The sequence below is a fragment of the Microbacterium sp. 10L49 genome (assembly GCF_056395125.1).
On sequence record NZ_JBFTIW010000004.1, the window covers coordinates 216,247 to 233,113 of the forward strand.

The 16,867-nt window shown below is 70.6% G+C and carries 17 protein-coding genes; 11 read left to right on the forward strand and 6 right to left on the reverse strand.

Going from position 1 to position 16,867, the window contains the following annotated elements; all coding sequences use genetic code 11:
- The first annotated feature begins 61 nt into the window (after nucleotides 1-61).
- Nucleotides 62-1,789, forward strand: a complete 1,728-nt coding sequence (locus AC1DCT_RS14085; protein ID WP_477429932.1) for a sensor histidine kinase — start codon at nucleotides 62-64, stop codon at nucleotides 1,787-1,789.
- Nucleotides 1,786-2,439: a response regulator gene (locus AC1DCT_RS14090; RefSeq protein ID WP_440734839.1), complete on the forward strand. Its 654-nt coding sequence runs from the start codon at nucleotides 1,786-1,788 to the stop codon at nucleotides 2,437-2,439. Before AC1DCT_RS14085 ends, AC1DCT_RS14090 begins: the two co-directional genes overlap by 4 nt.
- A 75-nt stretch (nucleotides 2,440-2,514) precedes the next feature.
- Here the strand turns inward: AC1DCT_RS14090 and AC1DCT_RS14095 are convergent, their stop codons facing one another.
- A complete protein-coding gene (locus AC1DCT_RS14095) occupies nucleotides 2,515-3,282 on the reverse strand; it encodes an SDR family NAD(P)-dependent oxidoreductase (RefSeq protein WP_477429934.1) in 768 nt (255 codons plus the stop codon).
- Between the two features lie 56 nt (nucleotides 3,283-3,338).
- Here AC1DCT_RS14095 and AC1DCT_RS14100 point away from each other — a divergent pair, with 56 nt between their 5' ends.
- The 3 genes from AC1DCT_RS14100 to AC1DCT_RS14110 all read left to right on the forward strand — a co-directional run bounded on the left by AC1DCT_RS14100 (nucleotide 3,339) and on the right by AC1DCT_RS14110 (nucleotide 7,071).
- The gene (locus AC1DCT_RS14100) at nucleotides 3,339-4,118 is read left to right on the forward strand and encodes a lysostaphin resistance A-like protein (RefSeq protein WP_477429936.1); all 780 of its coding nucleotides are present in this window, start codon (nucleotides 3,339-3,341) and stop codon (nucleotides 4,116-4,118) included.
- Between the two features lie 73 nt (nucleotides 4,119-4,191).
- Nucleotides 4,192-5,523: a M20/M25/M40 family metallo-hydrolase gene (locus tag AC1DCT_RS14105; protein WP_477429938.1), complete on the forward strand. Its 1,332-nt coding sequence runs from the start codon at nucleotides 4,192-4,194 to the stop codon at nucleotides 5,521-5,523.
- Between the two features lie 84 nt (nucleotides 5,524-5,607).
- Entirely contained in the window at nucleotides 5,608-7,071 is a 1,464-nt protein-coding gene (locus tag AC1DCT_RS14110; RefSeq protein WP_477429940.1) for an MFS transporter, read from the forward strand.
- A 21-nt stretch (nucleotides 7,072-7,092) separates the two neighbouring features.
- Here the strand turns inward: AC1DCT_RS14110 and AC1DCT_RS14115 are convergent, their stop codons facing one another.
- Nucleotides 7,093-9,261, reverse strand: coding sequence for an MMPL family transporter (locus tag AC1DCT_RS14115; protein WP_477429942.1), 2,169 nt, complete (start codon nucleotides 9,259-9,261; stop codon nucleotides 7,093-7,095).
- A 93-nt stretch (nucleotides 9,262-9,354) separates the two neighbouring features.
- On the opposite strand from AC1DCT_RS14115, the gene AC1DCT_RS14120 reads away from it, so the two are divergent.
- On the forward strand, nucleotides 9,355-9,981 hold the full coding sequence (locus tag AC1DCT_RS14120) for a MarR family winged helix-turn-helix transcriptional regulator (protein WP_477230419.1): 627 nt from the start codon (nucleotides 9,355-9,357) through the stop codon (nucleotides 9,979-9,981).
- A gap of 70 nt (nucleotides 9,982-10,051) precedes the next feature.
- Here AC1DCT_RS14120 and AC1DCT_RS14125 read toward each other — a convergent pair whose 3' ends face one another.
- The 3 genes from AC1DCT_RS14125 to AC1DCT_RS14135 form a co-directional block, all read right to left on the reverse strand.
- Nucleotides 10,052-10,468 (reverse strand): VOC family protein, encoded by a 417-nt coding sequence (locus AC1DCT_RS14125; RefSeq protein WP_440734846.1) that lies wholly within the window; start codon nucleotides 10,466-10,468, stop codon nucleotides 10,052-10,054.
- A 91-nt stretch (nucleotides 10,469-10,559) separates the two neighbouring features.
- Nucleotides 10,560-10,973 carry a VOC family protein gene (locus AC1DCT_RS14130; RefSeq protein WP_440734847.1) on the reverse strand — a complete coding sequence of 138 codons (414 nt, stop codon included), beginning with the start codon at nucleotides 10,971-10,973 and terminating at the stop codon, nucleotides 10,560-10,562.
- 59 nt (nucleotides 10,974-11,032) lie between these two features.
- Nucleotides 11,033-11,449: a VOC family protein gene (locus tag AC1DCT_RS14135; RefSeq protein ID WP_441975628.1), complete on the reverse strand. Its 417-nt coding sequence runs from the start codon at nucleotides 11,447-11,449 to the stop codon at nucleotides 11,033-11,035.
- A 53-nt stretch (nucleotides 11,450-11,502) separates the two neighbouring features.
- On the opposite strand from AC1DCT_RS14135, the gene AC1DCT_RS14140 reads away from it, so the two are divergent.
- Nucleotides 11,503-11,913 carry a RidA family protein gene (locus tag AC1DCT_RS14140; RefSeq protein WP_477429944.1) on the forward strand — a complete coding sequence of 137 codons (411 nt, stop codon included), beginning with the start codon at nucleotides 11,503-11,505 and terminating at the stop codon, nucleotides 11,911-11,913.
- Nucleotides 11,914-11,987: 74 nt separating this feature from the next.
- On the opposite strand, the gene AC1DCT_RS14145 is transcribed toward AC1DCT_RS14140, so the two are convergent.
- Nucleotides 11,988-12,755 (reverse strand): siderophore-interacting protein, encoded by a 768-nt coding sequence (locus AC1DCT_RS14145; protein ID WP_477230417.1) that lies wholly within the window; start codon nucleotides 12,753-12,755, stop codon nucleotides 11,988-11,990.
- A 102-nt stretch (nucleotides 12,756-12,857) separates the two neighbouring features.
- Here AC1DCT_RS14145 and AC1DCT_RS14150 point away from each other — a divergent pair, with 102 nt between their 5' ends.
- The 4 genes from AC1DCT_RS14150 to AC1DCT_RS14165 all read left to right on the forward strand — a co-directional run bounded on the left by AC1DCT_RS14150 (nucleotide 12,858) and on the right by AC1DCT_RS14165 (nucleotide 16,851).
- On the forward strand, nucleotides 12,858-13,856 hold the full coding sequence (locus tag AC1DCT_RS14150) for a siderophore ABC transporter substrate-binding protein (RefSeq protein WP_477429946.1): 999 nt from the start codon (nucleotides 12,858-12,860) through the stop codon (nucleotides 13,854-13,856).
- Between the two features lie 19 nt (nucleotides 13,857-13,875).
- Nucleotides 13,876-14,883 (forward strand): ABC transporter permease, encoded by a 1,008-nt coding sequence (locus tag AC1DCT_RS14155; RefSeq protein ID WP_441975631.1) that lies wholly within the window; start codon nucleotides 13,876-13,878, stop codon nucleotides 14,881-14,883.
- A gap of 28 nt (nucleotides 14,884-14,911) precedes the next feature.
- Nucleotides 14,912-15,925: an iron chelate uptake ABC transporter family permease subunit gene (locus tag AC1DCT_RS14160; protein ID WP_477430500.1), complete on the forward strand. Its 1,014-nt coding sequence runs from the start codon at nucleotides 14,912-14,914 to the stop codon at nucleotides 15,923-15,925.
- Nucleotides 15,926-16,095: 170 nt separating this feature from the next.
- On the forward strand, nucleotides 16,096-16,851 hold the full coding sequence (locus tag AC1DCT_RS14165) for an iron ABC transporter ATP-binding protein (protein WP_477429948.1): 756 nt from the start codon (nucleotides 16,096-16,098) through the stop codon (nucleotides 16,849-16,851).
- Nucleotides 16,852-16,867: the final 16 nt, after the last annotated feature.

Here is a 16,867-nt window from a genome sequence, read left to right on the forward strand (position 1 = left end):
TCGCATTCCGCCGCGTTGTGCGCGTAGCGTGACTTCTGCGCATATTGCTCAAGGAGGACGGATGCCCCGCAGAAACCGGATGCGGTTCGCGACGCGGACCCTCCTGCTGCAGTTCGCGACGGTGGTGCTCGTCGTCGCGCTGTGCACCGGCGTGTATCTGCTGCTCGCCGTGCAGCAGCTGCGTGCCGAGGCCGAGTCCTCGGCACTCGGTATCGCGCGCACGCTGGCGGAGGATCCGGAGATCCGCGCCGAGGTCGCCCGCGCCTCCGCCGACCCCGGCACGCCGCAGGCGGACGACCTGCGGGACGGAGTGCTGCAGCGCACCGCGACGGCGACCGCCTCCCGCACGGGCGCCCTGTTCATCGTGATCACCGACGACCACGGGATCCGGCTCGCGCATCCGGATCCGGCTCGTCTCGGCCAGGAGGTGAGCACCCCGTTCCAGGACGTGCTCGCCGGCCACGAGGTCATCGAATGGGAGACCGGCACCCTGGGCGACTCGGCCCGGGCGAAGGTGCCCGTGCGGGACGGCGGAGGAACCCCGATCGGCGAGGTCAGCGTCGGCTTCGCTCGCGCGGGCGTGTTCGACGACCTGCCGCCGCTGCTCGCCGTGATCGGCGTCGCCGCCGTGGGATCGCTGCTGCTGGCCGGCGTCGCCGCGCTCGTGCTGCGCCGCCGCTGGGAGCGGCTCACCCTCGGCGTGCAGCCGGAGGAACTGGTCGCGCTCGTGCAGAACCAGACCGCCGTGCTGAACGGCGTCGACGACGGCGTGCTCGCGGTCGACCCGGACGGGGTGGTGCGGGTCTGCAACGCCGCCGCCGAGCGGCTGCTGTCGGTGCACGACCTTGTCGGCGTGCCGTTGGATCGGACCGGCCTTCCGGGCGCGGTGCGCGAGGCCGTCTCCGGAGGACGGGCACTCTCGGAGGCGGTGCACGGCGACCGGGTGCTCTACCTCGACACCCGGCCCGTCGAGCGCGACGGGCGACCGCTCGGCACGGTGGCCGTCATCCGCGATCGCACCGAGCTGGTCGCACTCTCGGAGCGACTGGAGACCGTGCGCACGATGACGGCCGCCCTCCGCGTGCAGCGCCATGAGTTCGCGAACCGGATCCACGTCGCCGCCGGGCTCATCGATGCGGAGCGCGTGCAGGACGCCAGGGACTTCCTCGCCGAGCTGATGGTCCGGGGATCCGTGGACTTCCCGGTGGAGGGGCGGGAGCGGCTGACCGACCCGTTCCTGCGCTCGTTCCTGGGCGCGAAGGCGCTCGAGGCGTCCGAGCGCGGCGTGACCCTGCGGATCGCCGAGGACACGCACCTGCTCGGCGCCGTGGTCGAGGCCGAGGACGTCGCCGCGGTGCTGGGCAACCTCGTCGACAACGCCGTGACCGCGGCGGTCGCCGGAGCCGCTCCGCGCTGGGTCGAGGTCACCGTGCTCGACGACGGTGCGGCACTGGTCGTCACGGTCGCGGATTCAGGGGCAGGCCTCGATGCGGCGCTCGAGGAGGGTGCGCCGGGCGACACCGACCCCGACAAGCCCGGCCCGGACGACCGCGCCGACTCCGATGACGCCGGGGCCGTGCACGGTCATGGGCTGGGCCTGCCTCTGTCCCGCGAGATCGCCCGGCGCGGAGGCGGCGATCTGTGGATCATCGACCGTGGCGGCGACGAGCACGGAGCAGTCTTCGCCGCGCGTCTCGACAGGGCGGTCGCACCGCTGGGAGGGGCCGGCCGCGCGGACACCGACGGCGAACGAACCAGTACCCGCCCCGACAAGGAGGAGAGCAGATGACGGATCCGATCCGCACCCTCGTGCTGGACGACGACTTCCGGGTCGGCCGGCTGCATCAGACGATCGTCGACGAGCGCCCGGGGTTCGTCGCGCTGGAGCCCGTGCGCACGCTCGCCGAGGCCCGCGCCGCGATCCGGGACCTGTCTCCGGATCTGCTCCTCGCCGACGTCTACCTGCCCGACGGCGACGGGATCGGCCTCGTGCGGGAGGCGGGCATCGATGCGATCCTCGTGTCGGCCGCCGATGACCCGGCGACGGTGCGGCGCGCACTGCGCTCCGGCGCCCTGTCCTACCTGATCAAGCCCTTCGAGAGACGCACCCTCACCGGGGCGCTGGATCGATACGCCCGCTTCCGCAACCTGATGGCGGGCGATCGAGCCTTGCAGCAGAAGGACCTCGACCGTGCGCTCGCGATCCTGTACGGATCGGGAGAGGCTGCGACGCCCTCGCGATCGGCGACGGAGCAGGTCGTGCTCGCCGCGCTGGGCGAGGCCGAGGCCTCGGCCGCAGAGATCGGCGAGCGCGTGGGGATCTCCCGGGCCACGGCGCAACGGCACCTCGCCGCGCTCGCCGACCGCGAGGAGGTCGAGGTGCGGCTCCGCTACGGCGCCACCGGACGACCGGAACACCGCTACACGCGTCGCGGGTGACGGGGCACCGGCGTTCCCGACGCGCGGACTCGAGCTCAGCGGATCCGGGCTCCGCCGGGGCTCAGCGACCGATCGTCAGCCCCGCCCGAAGAGCGCGCCGCCGTTCACCTGGATGATCTGCCCGGTGGTCCAGCCGCCCTCGGGGCCGGCGAGGTAGGACACGGCGCCGGCGACCTCGTCCGGCGTGCCGGCACGGTTCATCGGCACCTGCGCGAGCCGCGACGCCACGATGTCCGGCGTGCGCCGGCCGTCCCAGAACCCGGTGTCGGGCACGTAGCCGGGCGCGATGGCATTGACCGTCACGCCCTCAGGGGCGAGGTCGGCGGCGAGGCCCATCATCCAGCCATGGATCGCAGCCTTCGCCGCGCCGTAGCCGTTCGCTCCTCGAAGCGCCGCGATCGAGCTGATCGAGATGATCCGGCCGCCCGGCCGCGCGATGCGGGGCAGCAGCGCCTCGGTAAGCAGCACCGCGGTGAGCACGTTCAGGCGTATGTTGGCCTCGTAATTGGCGGCGATCCCGGCGAGGCCCTCACCGCGGTCCAGCACGTTGCCGCCGGCGTTGTTCAGCAGCACCTCGACGCCGCCGGCGATCTCGCCGGCGGCGCGCTCGACGGCGTCCGGATCCTGCAGGTCGGCCGTGATCGTCTGCACCCGGGCGTCCGGCGTCTGCGCGAGGACGCGGTCGGTCGCCTCCTGCAGCACGCCGGCGCGGCGTCCGATGAGCGCGAGGTCGAAGCCGTCGCGCGCGAGGCGCAGGGCCGAGGCGAGACCGATGCCCGTGCCTCCGCCGCTGATGACGGCGAGCGGGCGGGCGGATCCGGAGGACGACTGCGGGATGCTCATGCGCCCAGCCTAAGTCGCGGGCCTGCGGTCGGATCCGGTCCGGTAGCCTTCCTGGCGTGACGACCGCGCGCACGCCGATCGATCCCGCCGGGTGGCGGACGTGGACCGGCGCGCTCCTCGTCATGCTCGCCTGGTGGGTCACCACCTACGGTTTCGGCTCCGTCCCGATCCCTGCCCTGCAGCCGGGCTGGTTCCCGCAGCTGGGGGTCGTGGTCACCAACGGGCTCAGCCTCGCCGTCGCCTGGCTCGTCGCAGCCCTGGTGCACCGCGCCGGATGGTGGGGAAGCACTCCGCTGCGGCGGATCGCGGGGTGGGGCTCCGGCCGGGTCGACGCCCTCGGCTGGCTCGCGCCGGTGCTGGCGATCCAGCTCTCCTACATCTGGATCGGACGGCAGGGCATCCCCGGGATCGCGGGCTCGCCGGGAATGCTGCTCAGCGTCGCCGCCGGAATGCTCGCCGTGGGGATCTCCGAGGAGACGGCGGCACGCGGCCTCGCGCTGGGCGCGGTGATGAGGCGGCACCCCTGGCTCGGCGTCGCCGCGACGTCGCTCGTATTCGGCCTGTGGCACCTCGGCAACGGGCTGTTCTTCGGCAAGAGCGTCGAGGAGACGTGGTGGCAGGTGCTCGGTGCGGCTACCTTCGGCGTCTGCTTCGCCGGCGCCCGGCTCATGATCGGGTCGATCTGGGCACTCGCGTTCCTGCACGCCCTGGGGGACTGGACCCAGGTGCTCTCCCCGGGTGCGGCCCCGCTCTGGTACGAGATCGCGGTGATGGTGTCCGAGCTGACCTGGGGCATCGTGCTGACCGCGGTCGCCGTGCGACGCGGGTACCATTAGGCGCTCTGACCCGACCTCGCGCGCCCGTCTGCGCCGCCGCGACGGATGCGCATGCGCGGCTAGCATGGCCACGATGACTGACGTGCCCCCGATCGCCGAACGCCTGTCGCGGATGATCCAGCTGCCCACGGTGTCCGCCGAACTCGACGAGCGCGGATCCGCGCCGTTCGAGGACTTCGTGGCGCTCATCGCCGAGCTCTACCCCCGGGTGCACGCCGAGCTGACTCTCGAACGCCACACCGACTTCGGGCTGCTGTTCCACTGGGCAGGGCAGCGCACGGCGGCCGACGGGCCGCTCGTGCTCATGGCGCACTACGACGTCGTCCCCGTGGACGAGTCCGACGCATGGACGCACCCGCCGTTCGCGGGCGTGATCGAGAACGGATCCGTCTACGGCCGCGGCGCCCTGGACGACAAGGGGCCGCTCATCGTGATCCTCGAAGCCGTCGAGAACCTGCTCGCGGAGGGCTTCACGCCCGCCCGCGACGTCTACCTCTCCTTCGGAGGCAACGAGGAGACGTTCGGATCCGCCGCCATCGCGATCGCAGATGTGCTGAAGGACCGTGGGATCGTGCCCTGGCTCGTGCTCGACGAGGGCGGCGCGGTGGTGGACGCGCCCCTGCCGTTCGTGCCGGGGAGCGCGGCGATGATCGGTGTCGGCGAGAAGGGCGTGATGACGGTGAGGCTCAGCGCGCGCGGCGAGGGCGGCCACGCCTCGGCCCCGCCGCCGCGCACCGCCGTGCGGCGCATCGCGCGTGCGGTCGACCGGTTGGGCCCCGGCACCTTCCGTCCGCGCACGCCGCGGGCGATCTCGCACATGCTGACGCAGCTCGCAGGCTCCGCCTCCGGGCCCGCGCGCCTGCTGCTGCGCACGCTCGGAGCGCTCCCGCCCGTGTCTGCGCGGGTATTCGCCGCGCTCGGCGGCGAGGCGGCGGCCCTCGTGCGCACGACCGTCGCTCCCACGATGCAATCCGGCGGCACCGCAGCCAACGTGCTGCCGTCGCAGGCCTCGGCCACCGTGAACCTGCGGATCGCCCTCGGCGAGACGGTGCGGAGCGCGACCGCACGCGTACGCCGGCGCATCGCGGATCCGCTCGTGACCGTCGAAGTACTGGAGGGCAGCGATCCGTCGCCCGAGTCGCCCACGGACACGGCGCCCTTCGCTCTTCTTGCGGAGGCGCTCGCTGCGTCGCACCCGGGGATCCCCGCCGTGCCGTACGTGACGATGCAGGCCACCGACTCCCGGCATTTCCACCGGTTCTCGCCCGTGGTGTTCCGGTTCGCGCCGCTGGAGATGTCGAACGCGCAGCGCACCACGATCCACGGTGTGGACGAGAGCGTCGAGATCGCGGCGCTCGAGCGCGGGGAGCGGTTCCACCGCGCGCTCATCGAGCGGTTACAGTGAGCTGACCCGCCTGCGGGCGCCGAGCAGGTCGGCGTATCCGCACCACGTTCCGCCGAGACTGCGGGACTGCACGAAGGAGCAGCGATGACGCGCACCGCCACACTCGGCACCCTGGTGGCCGTCGTCGGATTCCTGGCCTTCGTCGAGTTCACCAGCGGCGTGCTGCAGGGTTACTACACGCCGATGCTGAGCGACATCGCACGGCACCTGGGCATCCACGACGCCGACGTGAACTGGTTCGAGGGCGCGCAGCTCATGCTCTCGGCTCTGGTGGTGCCGGCCTTCGCGAAGCTCGGCGACATGGTCGGGCGCAAGCGCATGCTGCTCATCTCCACGGCGCTCACCGCGGTCGCCGCGTTCGTGCTGCCGTTCACCGCCACCTTCGGCGTCTTCCTCGTGGCCTGGGCGCTGATGGGCTTCTACGTGGTGTGGCTGCCGCTGGAGATCGCGCTCATCTGGTCGCGTGCCCGGCGCATCGAGGGCAGCTCAGCGATCACCGCGAAGGCGGCCGGGATCCTGGTCGCAGCCCTCGAGGGCGGCGCGATCATCGGCGCTCTCGTCGGTGGGGCGCTCGTCGACCATCTGCCGCTCACGGTCGTACTGCTCGTGCCCGCGGTGCTCATCGCGGCGTGCTTCTTCGTGATCCTCTTCGGCGTGCAGGAGTCGCCGGAGAAGACCGGCGGCGTCTTCGACACGACAGGACTCGTGCTGATCTCGCTGTCGCTCATCGGCCTCACCGGCGGGCTCAGCCTGCTGCGCCTGCCCGGCGGCGTCGCGGACCCGCTGTCCTGGATCGTGATCGTGATCGGCGTGCTGCTCATCGTGCCGTTCGCCCTGTGGGAGCTGCGCCAGCAGGATCCGCTCATCGACGTGCGGATGTTCCGCAGCCCCGCGCTCGGCCCGGTGTTCCTCACGGCCGGCCTGTTCGGCGTGAGTGTGCTCGGCGCGCAGGCGCCGCTGTCGACCTTCGCCCGCACGGATCCGGCGGTCTACGGCTATGGCCTCGGCACCACCGGCTTCGCGACCTCTCTGATCATCGGCGTCTACCTCGTCGCGATGATCGCGGGCGCCCTCGGCTACCCGCAGATCGCCCGGTTCGCGACGCCCCGGATCACGCTCATCGGCGCCTCCGTGCTCGTGGGGATCGGGTTCCTGCTGTTCCTGCCGTTCCACGCGGCCTACGGGCAAGTCATCACGAACATGGTGATCGTCGGGATCGGATCCGGAGCGCTCGTCGCCGCGCTGCCCGCTGCGGCGGCCTCGGCGGCGCCGCACACCCAGACCGGGGTCGCGACCGGGCTCACGAACTCGGTGAAGACCGTGGGCGGCGCGATCGCCTCGTGCGTGTTCGGGATCGCGCTCATGCACGCGGTCGCCGGATCCGCCGCGGCCGAAGGCACCGCCGGATCCTTCTCGGGTTACGTCACGGTGTGGGTGGTGTGCGGCGTGACCGCGCTCGCCGCTGCGGTCCTGCTGCTCTTCGTCCCGAAGCAGGCATTCACCGATCGCGCCGGCCACGCCGCCGCCACGGAACCTGCGATCGGTTGACGCCCGGGGCGCGGATGACGCTCAGCGTTCCCTGCGCGACAGCTTCGAGGGCCACCACACGACGCGACCCACGTCGTGCACGAGTGCCGGCACGAGCAGCGAGCGCACCACGAACGTGTCCAGGAGCACGCCGAACGCCACGATGAAGGCCAGCTGCGCGAGGAACAGGATCGGGATCACCGCGAGCGCGGCGAACGTCGTCGCGAGCACGAGGCCTGCCGAGGTGATGACGCCGCCGGTGATCGCAAGACCGCGGCGCACGCCCTCGCGCGTGCCGTGGATCCGGCTCTCCTCCCGCACTCGGGTCATGAGGAAGATGTTGTAGTCGATCCCGAGGGCGACGAGGAAGACGAAGCCGTACAGCGGCACGGCCGGATCCGCCCCCGGGAAGTGAAGGATCCCGTTGAAGACGAGCGCCGAGACGCCCATCGCGGTGCCGAACGACAGCACGGTGGTCACGATCAGCAGCACGGGCGCGACGACCGCGCGCAGCAGGATCATCAGGATGAGCATGATCACGACGAGGATCACGGGGATGATCAGGGTGCGGTCGTGCAGCGAGGCGTCGTCCGTGTCGGTCGCCGTCGCGGTGACGCCGCCGACGAGCGCACCGGTGCCCTCGAGCGAGGTGCGGATCCGCCGCACCGTGTCCTCCGCGGCCGTCGAATCCGCCGCGGAGGTGAGCGTGCCCTGCAGCATCACGTCGCCGTCGACCACGGTCGCCTCCGGGGCGGGAGTGCCGGGCCGTCCGACCTGCTGGACGCCGTCCTGGGTCACGGGTGCCGAGCCGCTCGGCGAATCCTTCGCGGTGACGGTGACGCCGTCGATGCCCTTGTCGGCGAGCAGCACGTCGGCCGTCCTCTGCAGGGAGTCCTTGGCGACGACCACCTGGACCGGGCTGCCGGATCCGCCTGGGAAGTGCTCGCCCAGCACCTTCTGGCCGTCGCGAGCCTGCGACGAGCCGAGCACGAGGTCGGACTGCGGCACGCCGGAGGCGTCGAGCTGGAGCACGCCGAGCGTGCCGATCGCGAGCACCAGGGTCGTCGCGATCCAGATCACCCGCGAGCGGCGCCGGATCAGCTCGGCCAAGCGCGCCCACACGCCGGTCGTGGGCATGCCGCCCTCGGCCGCGACCACCTCGGGGGCGTACACCGGCCGGCGCGGCCAGAACGCCGCGCGCCCGAACGCCATGAGGAGAGCGGGCAGCAGGGTGAGCGCCGACAGCATCGCGAACGCGATCCCGATCGCCGCGACGGGGCCCAGCGCGCTGTTCGACTTCAGATCGCTGAGCAGCAGGCAGAGCAGGCCGGCGATCACCGTGCCGCCCGAGGCCAGGATCGGCTCGAAGGAGCCCTTCCAGGCCGAGAGCACCGCCGTGGCGCGATCCTGCTCGACGCGCAGGGCTTCGCGGAAACGCGACACGAACAGCAGCGCGTAGTCGGTCGCGGCGCCGATCACGAGGATGAACAGGATCCCCTGGGTCTGGCCGCTGAGCAGCAGCACGCCCCACTTCGCGAGCCACCACACCAGCAGCAGCGCGGTGCAGAGGGCGAACAGGCTCGTCAGGAGCACGACGACGGGCAGCAGCAGCGAGCGGTAGACCAGCACGAGAATCACGAAGACCGCGGCGAGGGCCACACCGAGCAGGATCCCGTCGATGCCGGCGAAACCGGCGACGAGGTCGGCGCTGAACCCGGCAGGCCCGGTGATGTAGACGTGCACCCCCTCCGGGGCGGCCTTGTCGAGGGATGACCGCAGCTCCGCGACCACATCGCCGAGCTCTGCGTCGGAGCGGATCGGGATGAACGCCTGCACGGCCTTGCCGTCATCCGAGACCAGCGCGGGGGAGACGTCGTCGCCTACGCCCGCGATGTCCGTCGTGGCCGTGACTGCATCGGACAGGGCGGTGCGCTGCGCCTCCGTGAGTGCGTCGTCGGAGGAGGCGACGACGATCGCGGGGATCTCATCGGATCCGGCGAAGCGCGTCTGCAGCTCCTGCACCCGCGCGGAGTCGGAGGAGGACGGGAGGTACGCCGTGCGGTCGTTCGAGGAGACCTCGTCGACCTTCCCGAACAGGGGGCCGCCGAGCGATGCCGCGACCAGCCACGCGACGATGATGAGGGCGGGTAGGAGGATCCGCAGAGCGCGGCGGAGGCGGTGCGGTGGTGCGACGTGCTGCGGGGCGGTCATCGGGTTCCTTCCGTCCTCGGCAGGATAGTTCGAGTTAGCTAGCTTGGCAAGTAATCATCCTGGCATGAAAAAGGCTCGGTGTAGCATGACGGCATGGCGGAGCGGCGCGACGAGGCGGATGAGCGGGGCCTCGGGACGCGCGCCGAGGCGACTGCGCGTGACGGCGTCGAGGCGAGCGCCGTCTACGACATCGAGGCGAGCGATCCGGACGGCGTGCTGCTCGATCGCGCCGGCATGGACGAGAGCGCGATCCGGCAGATCGCAGAGCTGATGGCGTCCCTCGGCGAGTTGCGCGACGCCGAGCAGCGCCTCGCCGAGGCGTCCCGCCGGTACATGAAGCTGAACGAGACCGACATGCGCGCGCTGCACTACCTGATCGTGTGTGCGAACCGTGGCGCGGTGGCGACCCCCGGCGGGATCGCACAGCACTTGGGCATCTCGACCGCGTCGACCACCAAGCTGCTCGACAGGCTGGAGAGCGGCGGCCACGTGGTGCGGTCAGCGCACCCCTCGGATCGACGTGCGCTGGCGATCTCGATCACACCCGAGACGAAGAAGGCGGCCATGGAGACGGTCGGACGCCAGCAGGCGCGCCGCTTCCACTCGGCGGCGCGCCTGACGGAGGCGGAGCGCGAGGTCGTCATCCGCTTCCTGCGCGACATGACCAAGGAGCTCGCGCTCGACGGCGTCGAATGGGCGACCGCCGAGCCCGAGCTCTGAATCACGCCGGCCCCGAGGAGCGGTCGGCGCGGTCAGGCCTGGCTCCGCCCCGCGGAGCCAGGCGTGCAGATCAGGCGTTGCCCTCCCCGCCGGAGAACATCCAGTCGACGCCGAACCGATCGGTGAGCATGCCGAACTGCCCGCCCCACGGCGCGGGACCGTAGGCCTGGCTGACCGTGGCGCCGTCGGCGAGTTTGTCCCACGCGGCGTGGATCTCGGCCTCGTCCGAGCCGCTCAGTGACACGGAGACACCCTGCGGGGCCTTGTACTCCATGTATCCGGGGGTGTCGGAGGCCATCAGCACCAGGCCGCCGGGAGTGGTCAGCTGAGCGTGCATGACGAGCGTCTGCTCGGCCTCATCCTGCAGCATGCCCGGCATGTCGCCGAAGGTCATCACCTGCAGATCGCCACCGAGGGCCTGCTGGTAGAACTCCATCGCGGCGCGGGCGTCGCCGCGGAACGAGATGTACGGATTGAGGTTGGTCATCGGTGTCCTCCGTGCTCGGATCGACGACGCCGCATCGGCGCCGCACTCAGTCTGAGGCCGGCCTCCGACATCGGCAATGGTGTGTCGCGGATCAGCTCACGGAGGCGTCGCGTGGCGGGTTGTGCACGATCTCGAGCCTGATGCCGTTGTCGTCCTCGACGAAGGACGCGTAGTAGCGATCGCTGAAACGGGGGTACTCCTTCGGCGGGCGCACGGCGGTCCAGCCCGCGTCGATCGCGATGTCGTGCACGCGGTCGACTTCGGCGCGCGAATCGACCGCGAACGCGAGGTGCTGCCAGCCGACGCGCCCGTGCTCGTGCGGGCCATCCGCGTTGTCGCGCGCGGGGTAGAGCAGGATCTCGGGCAGGCCGTCCTGCCGCCAGTACGCGAGATCGGGAGCATCGTGCCTGCGGACGTAGCCGAGTGCGCTCAGCACCGGATCGAACTGCGCGGAGGCGCCGGGCACGTGGTCGACGCTGATGCCGAGATGATCGAGAGTGGCCATGCCCCCCAGCATCGCGGATGCCGGGGACAATGCTCGAGGACCGGTCAGTACGGCGGGCCTCAGCCCTCGACGGATTCCCGCGGCGGGTTGTACATGAACTCGATCCGGATGCCGTTGTCGTCCTCGACGAATGACGCGTAGTAGCGATCCGAGAACCGCGTGAAGACCTTCGGATCCCGCACCGTCGTCCAGCCGGCGTCGACGGCGATGGCGTGCAGGCGCTCCACCTCGGCACGCGAGTCCACGGCGAAGGCGAGATGCTGCCAGCCGATCCGTCCGTACCTGTGCGGCTCGCCGTCGGGCTCGGGGGCGCGGTAGAGGATCAGCTCGGTCTCGTCGTCGCGGGACCATGCCATCCCGCCCTCCAGCTCGCTGCCGTCGGAGAGGCAGCCGAGCGCGGTGAGCACCGGATTCCACTGGGCGTAGGCGCGGTCGAGGTCTTCGACCGTGAGGCCGATGTGGTCGAAAAGAGGCATGGGTTCAGTCTGCCGGACCCGGGTGCGGCCCACCGGTGCGACAGACTGTGGGCATGACAGCCGTGACCCTCATCCACGCCGCGGAGCTCTCCGATGTCGCGCAATACGCCAACGCGGCCACAGCGCCGAAGGATGCGCGGCTGATCTTCCTCGCGGGCGCCTGCCCGCTGAACCGCGACGGATCCACGGCGTCGGTCGGCGACTACGTCGGCCAGGCCGCGAGGTGCATCGAGAACCTCGAGACCGCGCTCGCCGCCGCGGGAGCGGTATTGACCGACGTGATCAGCACCCGCGTGCTCGTCGCCTCGACCCGTCAGGCGGACCTCGGAGCCGCTTGGGCAGTGGTGCGCGAGGCGTTCGGTGCTCACAACGCGCCGAGCACGCTGATGGGTGTCACGGTGCTGGGGTACGACGACCAGTTGGTGGAGATCGAGGCCGTTGCCGCCGTGCTCGACGAGGACTAACCGCGGCCCGTTACTGACCGTGGACCGCCAGGGGCAGGGGCCGACGTTCTCGACCTGTTGGCGGCCTGAAGACGTCAGTGCGGTGCGTGGTACTCGGCCTCGCCGCGCTTCCAGTAGCCCTTCACGACGGCGTGGGCCGTGTCGACACCCCAGCGTGCGAGGAGGGCGCGGCCCGGCTTCACGATCGACGATTCCGCCGCGACGAAGACGAGCGGGGCCTCACCCGGGCGATCGTCCGCACTGAGCGACTCCAGGAAGGCGACGAGGGCGGATCCGGCCGGAGCGTCGCCGCGATGGATCCACTCGACCGGCACGGGTGCGTCGAGAGCCAATTCATGCTCGGCGCCACGCACCTCGATCGCGATGCGGGCGGGGGTGCCGGCGGGGATCTGCGCGGCGAAGCGGCGGATCGCCGGGATCGCGGTCTCATCTCCGGCGAGGAGCCAGCCGTCGGGCTCGCCATCCAGCACCATCGAGCCACGCGGACCGCCGACGCCCACCGTCGAGCCCAGGGGAGCGCTCGCCGCCCAGGGGGCCGCGACGCCCTCGTCGCCGTGCACCGCGAACTCGACGTCGAGCCAGTCCTCGCCCCATGCGAGCGGCGTGTACTCACGACTCGGGGCCGCCCGCAGCTCTTCGACCGATTCGGTCGGACCGTCAGCGAAGAACAGCCGCATGTGGTCGTCGGCGCCCAGGGAATCGAAGCCGGCGAGATCGGATCCGGTCAGCCGCACGCGCACGAAATCGGGTGCGATCCACTCGCGGGAGGAGAGGGTCAGCGTGCGGAAGCGCAGCTCGAGCGGGCGTCGCCCCAGGGCGAAGCCGGATTTCGCGTTGTTCATAAGGTAAGGCTAACCTGTGTACGGCCTCGGTCGAAGTTAGGTAACCCTAACCCGGTGGACCGGTGGTCAACACAGCACATCCCGCAGAACAGGAGCATCTCCATGTCCGTGCCTAGGATCCTCACCGCAACCACGCTCGGCCTCGTCGCCGCCGTCGCCCTCGCCGGCTGCGCCTCCGGCCCCGCCGCGACCCCCACGGAAAGCGCGACCGCCCGCACGAGCACCGTGACCATCGAGGACAACAACGGGGAGCACACGATCTCGACGCCCCCGGCCTCGGTCGTCGCCACCGACAACCGCACGTTCCAGACGCTCGCCGACTGGGGAATCCCGGTTAAGGCGGCTGCGGTGTCGCTCATGCCGGGGACCGTGTCGTACGTCATGGATAAGAGCATCATCGATCTCGGCACCCACATGGAGCCCGACCTCGAGTCGGTCGTCGCCGTGGCCCCCGACCTCATCGTGAACGGTCAGCGCTTCACCCAGCACCACGACAAGCTGGCCGCGCTCGTTCCCGATGCGACCATCCTCGAGCTCGACCCGCGCGACGGGCAGCCCTTCGACGCCGAGCTGAAGCGCCAGGTCACCGTGCTCGGCGAGGTCTTCGGCAAGCAGAAGGACGCGAAGAAGCTCGTCTCCGACTTCGAGGCGGCGGTGGACCGCGCCAAGAAGGCCTATGACGGATCAGGCGTGATGGCCGTCACCACCTCCGGTGGGAAGATCGGCTACCTCGCGCCGACCGTCGGCCGCACGCTCGGCCCGGTGTTCGACCTCCTCGGACTGAAGCCCGCGCTGACCGTTGAGGGCGCCGACGACAATCACACGGGCGATGACATCTCGGTCGAGGCCATCGCGGCCTCGAACCCGTCCTGGATCCTGGTGATGGATCGCGATGCGGTGTTCGCGAAGGACGACCCCTCCTACGTGCAGGCCGCGGACATTCTGGAGAAGAACCAGGCGCTGGCCTCCGTCAGCGCGATCCAGCAGAAGCATGTCGTCTACATGCCCTCAGACACCTACCTCAACGAGGGCATCCAGACGTACACGACCTTCCTCAACTCCTTCGCGGACGCCCTCGAGAAGAGCGCGAAGAAGAGCTGACGCCCCAGCGCATCCGGCCATGACCACCCGGCTCACCCGCCTCGCCCCGGGCAGCGCCTCCGCTGCTGCCCGGGGCAGGGCGCGGCTCTTCGATCCCGCTCTGCTCGTCGGCGTTCTCATCGTCGCGGGCCTCCTCGTGCTGTCGCTGTTCGTCGGTGTCTACGACGTGACCGGATCCGCGGATGGGGCGGAGATGTTCGCGATCACGCGCATCCCGCGAACGACTGCGCTCGTGCTCTCCGGGGCTGCGATGGCGATGGCGGGCCTGGTCATGCAGATGCTGACGCAGAACCGCTTCGTCGAACCGACCACCACCGGCACGACGGAGTGGGCAGGACTCGGTCTGCTCGCCGTCTCCATCCTCGTACCGCATCCGAGCATCCCGTTGCGGATGCTCGGTGCCGTGCTGTGCGCCTTCGTCGGAACCCTGGTGTTCTTCGCGTTCCTGCGGCGGGTGTCGCTGCGCTCCTCGCTGATCGTCCCGATCGTCGGCATCATGCTGGGCGCGGTGGTCGGATCCGTCTCGACCTACCTCGCCCTCGCGACCAACACGCTGCAGACCCTCGGGGTGTGGTTCGCCGGGAGCTTCACCTCGGTGCTGCGCGGGCAGTACGAGCTGCTCTGGATCGTCGCGGTCGTCGGGGTGATCGTCTTCATCGTCGCCGACCGGTTCACCATCGCGGGGCTCGGCGAGGAGATCGCCACGAACGCCGGCCTGAATCACGGCAGGGTCGTCCTGCTCGGAACCGTGCTCATCGCCGCGACCACGGGCGTGGTGACGGTGGTCGTCGGCAACCTGCCCTTCGTGGGACTGATCGTGCCGAACCTGGTGTCGATGATCCGCGGCGATGACCTGCGGAGCAACCTGCCCTGGGTGTGCCTGCTCGGCGTGGGCCTGGTCACGGTGTGCGACCTCATCGGACGCACCATCATCATGCCGTTCGAGGTGCCGGTGTCGCTCGTGCTGGGCCTCGTCGGGGCGGCGGTGTTCATCGTGCTGATTCTGAGGCAGCGTCCCCGTGGCTGAGGTGCTGAACTACGCGCAGGTGCCCGCGATGCCGGCGACCGAGCGCTCATCCGGCGCGTTCCCGACGGGCCGTGCCCGGCGACGATACGTCCTCGTGATCGCCGTACTGACCGTGCTCGCGGCGGCAGCGCTGATCGGGCTGCTCGTGCACGGCAACCCCGTGCCGTTCGGCACCGACGGCTTCTGGCGTGTCGTGCAGCTGCGGGTCACGAGCGTCCTGGTGATCCTCGTGGTCGCCATCGCTCACGCCACCGCGACCGTGGCGTTCCAGACGGCGGCGAACAACCGGATCGTGACCCCGTCGATCATGGGGTTCGAGTCGCTCTACACGGCGATCCAGACCACGGCGGTGTTCCTGCTCGGAGCCGCCGGCGTCACCGCGCTGCAAGGAGTGCCGCAGTTCGCGCTGCAGATCGTGCTGATGACGGGGTTCGCCGTGGCGCTCTACGGCTGGCTGCTGTCCGGACGGCGCGGCAGCATGCACGTGATGCTGCTCATCGGGATCGTGATCGGCGGAGGGCTCGGCGCCGTGTCCACGTTCATGCAGCGACTGCTCACCCCGAGCGAGTTCGACGTGCTCGCTGCACGCCTGTTCGGCAGCGTCGCGAACGCCGACGCCTCCTATCTGCCGCTCGCGATCCCGCTGTGCCTGGCCGCATCAACGCTCCTGTTCCTGCGCGCGCGCCGCCTGAACGTGCTGGCGCTCGGGCCCGACGCCGCGAACGCGCTCGGCGTCGATCACCGGCGTGAGCAGCTCCGGGTGCTGCTGCTGGTCGCCGTGCTCATGGCCACCTCGACCGCGCTGGTCGGGCCGATGACGTTCCTCGGCTTCCTCGTCGCGACGCTCGCGTATCAGCTGGCGGACACGCACGACCACCGTCTCGTGCTCCCGGTCGCGATCCTCACCGCGATCGCCGTGCTGGGCGGCGCGTACTTCGTGATGAAGCACGTCTTCGCGGCGCAGGGCGCCGTCTCCATCATCATCGAGCTGGTCGGCGGATCCGTCTTCCTGCTCGTCCTGCTCAGGAAGGGACGTCTATGAACGCCAACGACAGATCCGCGAGACTCCAACTCCGCGACGAGACTGCGGTCCGAGAGCGCAGTCTCGTCGCCCAGATGAAGTCTCGCGGTCAGGGGGAGAGGGCCGGGAGCGGGGCCGGGGCCGGGAGCCGGAGCGGGGGCGTGGGGCGAGGCGGAGTTTCCATCGTGGGGGTGCGCAAGCGGTACGGCGGCAGGGCGGGGCTGGGCGACGAGGTGTCGATCGGTCCGGTCGACCTGGAGATCCCCGCCGAGGGTGTGACGGCGCTGATCGGCCCGAACGGCGCCGGCAAGTCGACGCTGCTCACCATGATCGGGCGACTGCTCGGAATGGACCACGGATCCATCCGGATCTCCGGCTTCGATGTCGGGACCACGAAGTCGAAGGATTTGGCCACGGTGGTCTCGATCCTGCGCCAGGAGAACCACTTCGTCACGCGGCTCACCGTGCGCCAGTTGGTCGGGTTCGGGCGGTTCCCGCATTCGCGCGGTCGGCTCACGCGCGCGGATGAGGAGGTGGTGAGCCGTGCGATCGACTTCCTCGAGCTGGGGGAGCTGGATAAGCGCTACCTCGACGAGCTCTCCGGCGGGCAGCGGCAGCGCGCGTACGTCGCGATGGTGCTCGCGCAGGACACCGGCACGGTGCTGCTGGACGAGCCGCTCAACAACCTCGACATGAAGCATGCGGTGCGCATGATGCGGCATCTGCAGCGGATCTCGGGCGAGCTCGGCAAGAGCGTCGTCGTGGTGCTGCACGACATCAACTTCGCCGCGCGCTACGCCGACCGGATCTGCGTGATGAAGGACGGCGCGGTGGTCGCCTTCGGTCCGGTCGCCGAGATCATGCGCGGCGACGTGCTCACCGAGGTGTTCGAGACGCCCGTCACCGTGATCGACGGTCCGGACGGTCCGCTCGCCGTCTGGCACTAGCCGTCGCGCGACGTGC

Excerpts from the sequence above, each read along its gene's own strand:
- AC1DCT_RS14150 (WP_477429946.1), top strand. The coding sequence starts at position 12,858 with ATGTCCGTGCCTAGGATCCTCACCGCAACCACGCTCGGCCTCGTCGCC.
- AC1DCT_RS14160 (WP_477430500.1), top strand. The coding sequence starts at position 14,912 with ATGCCGGCGACCGAGCGCTCATCCGGCGCGTTCCCGACGGGCCGTGCC.
- AC1DCT_RS14120 (WP_477230419.1), top strand. The coding sequence starts at position 9,355 with ATGGCGGAGCGGCGCGACGAGGCGGATGAGCGGGGCCTCGGGACGCGC.
- AC1DCT_RS14110 (WP_477429940.1), top strand. The coding sequence starts at position 5,608 with ATGACGCGCACCGCCACACTCGGCACCCTGGTGGCCGTCGTCGGATTC.
- AC1DCT_RS14155 (WP_441975631.1), top strand. The coding sequence starts at position 13,876 with ATGACCACCCGGCTCACCCGCCTCGCCCCGGGCAGCGCCTCCGCTGCT.
- AC1DCT_RS14115 (WP_477429942.1), bottom strand. The coding sequence starts at position 9,261 with ATGACCGCCCCGCAGCACGTCGCACCACCGCACCGCCTCCGCCGCGCT.
- AC1DCT_RS14130 (WP_440734847.1), bottom strand. The coding sequence starts at position 10,973 with ATGGCCACTCTCGATCATCTCGGCATCAGCGTCGACCACGTGCCCGGC.
- AC1DCT_RS14105 (WP_477429938.1), top strand. The coding sequence starts at position 4,192 with ATGACTGACGTGCCCCCGATCGCCGAACGCCTGTCGCGGATGATCCAG.
- AC1DCT_RS14125 (WP_440734846.1), bottom strand. The coding sequence starts at position 10,468 with ATGACCAACCTCAATCCGTACATCTCGTTCCGCGGCGACGCCCGCGCC.
- AC1DCT_RS14135 (WP_441975628.1), bottom strand. The coding sequence starts at position 11,449 with ATGCCTCTTTTCGACCACATCGGCCTCACGGTCGAAGACCTCGACCGC.
- AC1DCT_RS14145 (WP_477230417.1), bottom strand. The coding sequence starts at position 12,755 with ATGAACAACGCGAAATCCGGCTTCGCCCTGGGGCGACGCCCGCTCGAG.
- AC1DCT_RS14085 (WP_477429932.1), top strand. The coding sequence starts at position 62 with ATGCCCCGCAGAAACCGGATGCGGTTCGCGACGCGGACCCTCCTGCTG.
- AC1DCT_RS14095 (WP_477429934.1), bottom strand. The coding sequence starts at position 3,282 with ATGAGCATCCCGCAGTCGTCCTCCGGATCCGCCCGCCCGCTCGCCGTC.
- AC1DCT_RS14090 (WP_440734839.1), top strand. The coding sequence starts at position 1,786 with ATGACGGATCCGATCCGCACCCTCGTGCTGGACGACGACTTCCGGGTC.
- AC1DCT_RS14140 (WP_477429944.1), top strand. The coding sequence starts at position 11,503 with ATGACAGCCGTGACCCTCATCCACGCCGCGGAGCTCTCCGATGTCGCG.